We start from the raw sequence: 4,358 nt of genomic DNA on the forward strand, positions 1-4,358 counted from the left end.
ACCAGTGATCATGTTTTTAACATAGTCAGCGTGGCCTGGGCAGTCTACGTGTGCGTAGTGACGTGAAGGCGTGTCATATTCGATGTGAGAGGTATTGATCGTAATACCGCGCTCACGCTCTTCTGGAGCGTTATCGATTTGAGAGAAGTCTTTAGCTTCGCCACCGTAGGTCTTAGCCAGTACGTGAGAGATAGCTGCAGTCAGTGTGGTTTTACCATGGTCAACGTGACCAATGGTGCCCACGTTTACATGGGGCTTAATACGTTCAAATTTAGCTTTAGCCATGGTAATGCCTCAGTCCAAGATTCTTGGTGATGAAAACTAACATATAGAAAAAATCCGATGCATTAAAATGACATCGAACCGATTATGTTTAGGCGTAGGAGCTAAATTTAGAGAGGCTGGTGCTGATAGGCAGATTCGAACTGCCGACCTCACCCTTACCAAGGGTGTGCTCTACCAACTGAGCCATATCAGCAACTAATTTGGAGCGGACAGCGGGAATCGAACCCGCGTTATCAGCTTGGAAGGCTGGAGTAATACCATTATACGATGTCCGCGCAACCTAACTAAGGCTACCTAACTACCTAGAAAAAGTGGTGGAGGGAGAAGGATTCGAACCTTCGAAGGCTGAGCCGTCAGATTTACAGTCTGATCCCTTTGGCCACTCGGGAACCCCTCCACAGAAAATGGTGCCGGCACCAAGAGTCGAACTCGGGACCTACTGATTACAAGTCAGTTGCTCTACCAACTGAGCTATGCCGGCATTATCATTTCGGAACGGGATATTAGGTAAATGCGCTCCCAAGTGCAAGTAAAAAACGCCTATTTACGTAAAAAAAGCGCTTGAACGGTGTTTTTTTACACGTTATGCAACTTTGACGGCCAATTAAACAGCGAATACATCAAACGGTAACGGAAACACGACTGCAATCACCCATTTAGTATTGTTCCAAATAATCTCATAGTGTACTGTGCCTTTCCTAAGCTGAGGAAAGCCAATGACTTCTAAAAATTCAATTCAAAAAGCACTCTATCTCGCCTTCGAGCGCCTGCAATGGTCTGAGTTACGAGATTCAGTGCCGTTGACACTGAGTGAGCAAGACTTGGAGAACCTTAGAGGCATAAATGAAAAGATTTCCTTATCGGAAGTGACCGATATTTATCTTCCCCTTGGCCGGCTACTGAATTTGATCGTTAAAGCTAAGCAACAACGAGGCTTAGTGGTTGATGAATTCCTCGGTCAAAAACCATCAAAAAATCCTTATATCATTAGTATTGCTGGTAGTGTCGCCGTCGGAAAGAGCACCACAGCACGTATTTTGCAAGCTTTACTACGGCACTGGCCTGAACACCCAAAAGTTGATTTGGTGACAACAGATGGTTTTTTGTATCCTCTGGCGGACTTAAAACGTAAAGGACTATTACAGCGTAAGGGATTTCCAGAAAGTTACGATATGAAAATGCTGGTTGAGTTTATCTCCGCCGTGAAATCCGGTCAGCCACATGTGAAAGCCCCTATCTATTCACACGTCACCTATGACCGCGTTAAGAATCAGCATCAAACCGTTTCTCAGCCAGACATCTTAATTTTAGAAGGCTTGAATGTATTGCAGACTGGACTCGACTCCCCCGTTGATACCCGTCGTCCTTTCGTCTCCGATTTTGTCGACTTTTCTATTTATGTCGATGCAGAAGAACCCTTGCTAAAACAATGGTATAAAGAACGATTTTTGCAGTTCCGCTCTGGTGCATTCAGTGACAAAAAATCTTATTTTCATCACTATTCGACGCTAACGGATGATGAGGCCAATACGATTGCCGCCAATATTTGGGACACAATCAATGGCCCAAACCTACAACTTAACATTCAACCGACCCGTGAGAGAGCCCATTTGATCCTGCAGAAAGGTCAGGATCATTTGATGTCCCACGTGCTGATGCGCAAATAGCCTTATGTAAAATTGACTCTTGGGTACTTAGCGTGCCCTTAAGCTAATTTCACCGCCGATAAATGCTTGAACACCGTCGGCGGTTTCGAGCAATACTGCACCTTGCTCATCAACGCCTCGACAAATTCCTTCGACAGACTTTTCCCCCATAAGCAAACGTATTTCACGACCATAAAATAAGTCTGCGGCTTGCCAACGAGTCTTGAATGCAGCTAATTCTTCACGCTCAAATAGCTGAATATCACGCTTAAGCTGCTTCTGTAATGCAATAACAAGCGCCGTCTTGTCAGGCATATCGACCAACTCTGACAAATCACTCCAAGGCTGTTCGATACCTTTGCCTTGCTCCTCGGACATAGCCATATTCACACCAACACCTATGATAAGCTGGCACTGGCTATCAGCCTGACCCGACATCTCAATCAAGATCCCGGCAAGCTTCTTGTTATCCAAATAGATGTCATTGGGCCACTTAACACCAATATTCTCGACGCCAAAAGATTTAAGCACTTCAACCAATGTACAGGCCACCACTAAACTCAATCCCATGGCCTGTGCCATTCCCTGAGGAAATGTCCAAAACAGCGAGAAATATAAGTGATGCCCATAGGGCGACACCCAAGTTCGGCCTCGACGACCACGACCTGCAGATTGATACTCTGCCACACACACATCACCATTCTTCAATTCAGTTGTATGGTCCAGCATAAAGCCGTTAGTGCTTGCTATCTCATCAAAGTAAAAGCAACGGTTATCAATTGATTGCACTAAACGTGAAGCATCAATCAAAGAAATAGGATTCGCTAACTTATAGCCGCGACCTTTGACGCTATAAATTGCCACACCATAGGTTTCTAACGCATCGATGTGCTTATTCACTGCGGCACGCGAAATCCCAAGATCAGTGGCTAACTGCTCGCCAGAAACAAATTGCCCGCTAGATAATAAAGCTAATATCTGGCGTTTTCTTCCCCAATGATCAGACATGCAAATCTCCTTCGCCATTAGCCCCGATGATTCTAGGTTCGGCTTCTAGCACGACACCAAATTTATCCCGTACTTGCGCAATAACATGCAGTGCTAGGCGGCAAATATCATGCCCCGTTGCTCCGCCTCGATTCACTAACACTAAGGCTTGCTTGTCATGCACTGCCACATTGCCGAGCACAAAACCTTTCAGTCCCGCTTGTTCAATCAACCAGCCTGCAGCCAATTTCACTGTTGCATCCGCTTGTGCGTAGCCCACTATCGTCGGAAAACGCTGTGCTAAATCGAGATAACAGGCTGCGCTTACAATGGGGTTTTTAAAGAAACTGCCTGCATTGCCGAGCACTGCGGGATCAGGAAGCTTTTCACTTCGTACTTGGCATACGCGCGCAAAAATCTCATGCGCTGTAACGGTTGCAGGATCAAACGATTGCAATGGACCATAGACTAAACGCGGTTGCCAACGTTTAGCTAAGCGCAGCCCAACAGCTGTGACTACAGCGAGATTGCGCAATTTGTCTTTGAAAATAGACTCACGGTAAGCAAATTGACACTCAGCTGTGCTGATGCGCACAAACTCACCTGAGGGTAAATCAAGATACTCAACCCAATCACACACATCACATAGTTCAACACCATAAGCGCCAATATTCTGAATAGGTGCTGCACCAACCGTCCCAGGAATTAATGCCATATTCTCCAGCCCAAACATGCCATGCTCGAGCGTAAACTGAATTAACTCGTGCCAATTCTCACCCGCCTCAACATCGAGATAAAATGCTTCTGTGTCTTCAGATACTTTTATTCCTTTCGATAAAATCCTGACAACTGTGCCGTTAAAGTCCTCCGTAAAGACCAGATTGCTACCGCCACCAAGCACCAACATAGGCAATTGCTGTTGCCATAGTGGCACACATATCGCCTTAACAGCTTCTTTTGAGTGCGCCTCAACAAGATCCGCGCAAGACTGGGCTAAACCAAAGGAATTAAATGATTGAAGGCTATGAGATAGAGACATGTGTTTGTTCAATGACGACAAAAACGTATTGTAACTGCTAAAAGCGAGGATTGCAGCTCATGCTAGAGAAGATGGCAGGATGAAGAACTGAGAGAAAAGCAGGAAAATCAGTCCAATTAACAAATTGCAGACGCAAAAAAGCCAGCTTATTTAGCTGGCTTGGTTACATCTCAATGAGATAATTAGGCGCTTGGCGATGACCTACTCTCACATGGGGAGACCCCACACTACCATCGGCGCGTTTGCGTTTCACTTCTGAGTTCGGGATGGGATCAGGTGGTTCCACAAGGCTATTGTCACCAAGCAAATTCTGTTTATTACCGTGTCCATCGCTGGCTCACGCTAATAATAATTCGGAAAGCTGATTTGCTTTGTTTGAGTTCAAACTTTATCAAGTATCT

Annotated in this window: 4 protein-coding genes, 4 tRNA genes and 1 rRNA gene; 1 reads left to right on the top strand and 8 read right to left on the bottom strand. The window is 45.5% G+C overall.

Annotated elements, in window-relative coordinates; genetic code table 11:
- The 5 genes from L5M37_RS23805 to L5M37_RS23825 form a co-directional block, all read right to left on the bottom strand.
- Positions 1-285, bottom strand: a 285-nt coding sequence (locus L5M37_RS23805; protein WP_261729865.1) for a GTP-binding protein, incomplete at its 3' end; no start/stop codon positions are given.
- 117 nt (positions 286-402) lie between these two features.
- Positions 403-478 (bottom strand) — tRNA-Thr (locus L5M37_RS23810).
- A gap of 8 nt (positions 479-486) precedes the next feature.
- Positions 487-560 (bottom strand) — tRNA-Gly (locus tag L5M37_RS23815).
- A 37-nt stretch (positions 561-597) separates the two neighbouring features.
- Positions 598-682: transfer RNA gene (locus L5M37_RS23820), tRNA-Tyr, on the bottom strand.
- Between the two features lie 8 nt (positions 683-690).
- Positions 691-766 (bottom strand) — tRNA-Thr (locus tag L5M37_RS23825).
- A 235-nt stretch (positions 767-1,001) separates the two neighbouring features.
- Between L5M37_RS23825 and coaA the strand changes: the two genes are divergently transcribed.
- Positions 1,002-1,952 (top strand): type I pantothenate kinase, encoded by a 951-nt coding sequence (coaA, locus tag L5M37_RS23830; protein ID WP_263201908.1) that lies wholly within the window; start codon positions 1,002-1,004, stop codon positions 1,950-1,952.
- Between the two features lie 27 nt (positions 1,953-1,979).
- Here coaA and birA read toward each other — a convergent pair whose 3' ends face one another.
- The 3 genes from birA to rrf all read right to left on the bottom strand — a co-directional run bounded on the left by birA (position 1,980) and on the right by rrf (position 4,261).
- Positions 1,980-2,939, bottom strand: a complete 960-nt coding sequence (gene birA / locus L5M37_RS23835; RefSeq protein WP_263201909.1) for a bifunctional biotin--[acetyl-CoA-carboxylase] ligase/biotin operon repressor BirA — start codon at positions 2,937-2,939, stop codon at positions 1,980-1,982.
- Positions 2,932-3,957, bottom strand: a complete 1,026-nt coding sequence (gene murB / locus L5M37_RS23840; protein ID WP_263201910.1) for a UDP-N-acetylmuramate dehydrogenase — start codon at positions 3,955-3,957, stop codon at positions 2,932-2,934. Before murB ends, birA begins: the two co-directional genes overlap by 8 nt.
- Before the next feature lie 188 nt (positions 3,958-4,145).
- Positions 4,146-4,261: ribosomal RNA gene (gene rrf, locus L5M37_RS23845) — 5S ribosomal RNA — on the bottom strand.
- Positions 4,262-4,358: the final 97 nt, after the last annotated feature.

Source organism: Shewanella sp. SM69 (assembly GCF_025653985.1).
Taxonomy (GTDB): Bacteria; Pseudomonadota; Gammaproteobacteria; order Enterobacterales; family Shewanellaceae; genus Shewanella; species Shewanella oncorhynchi.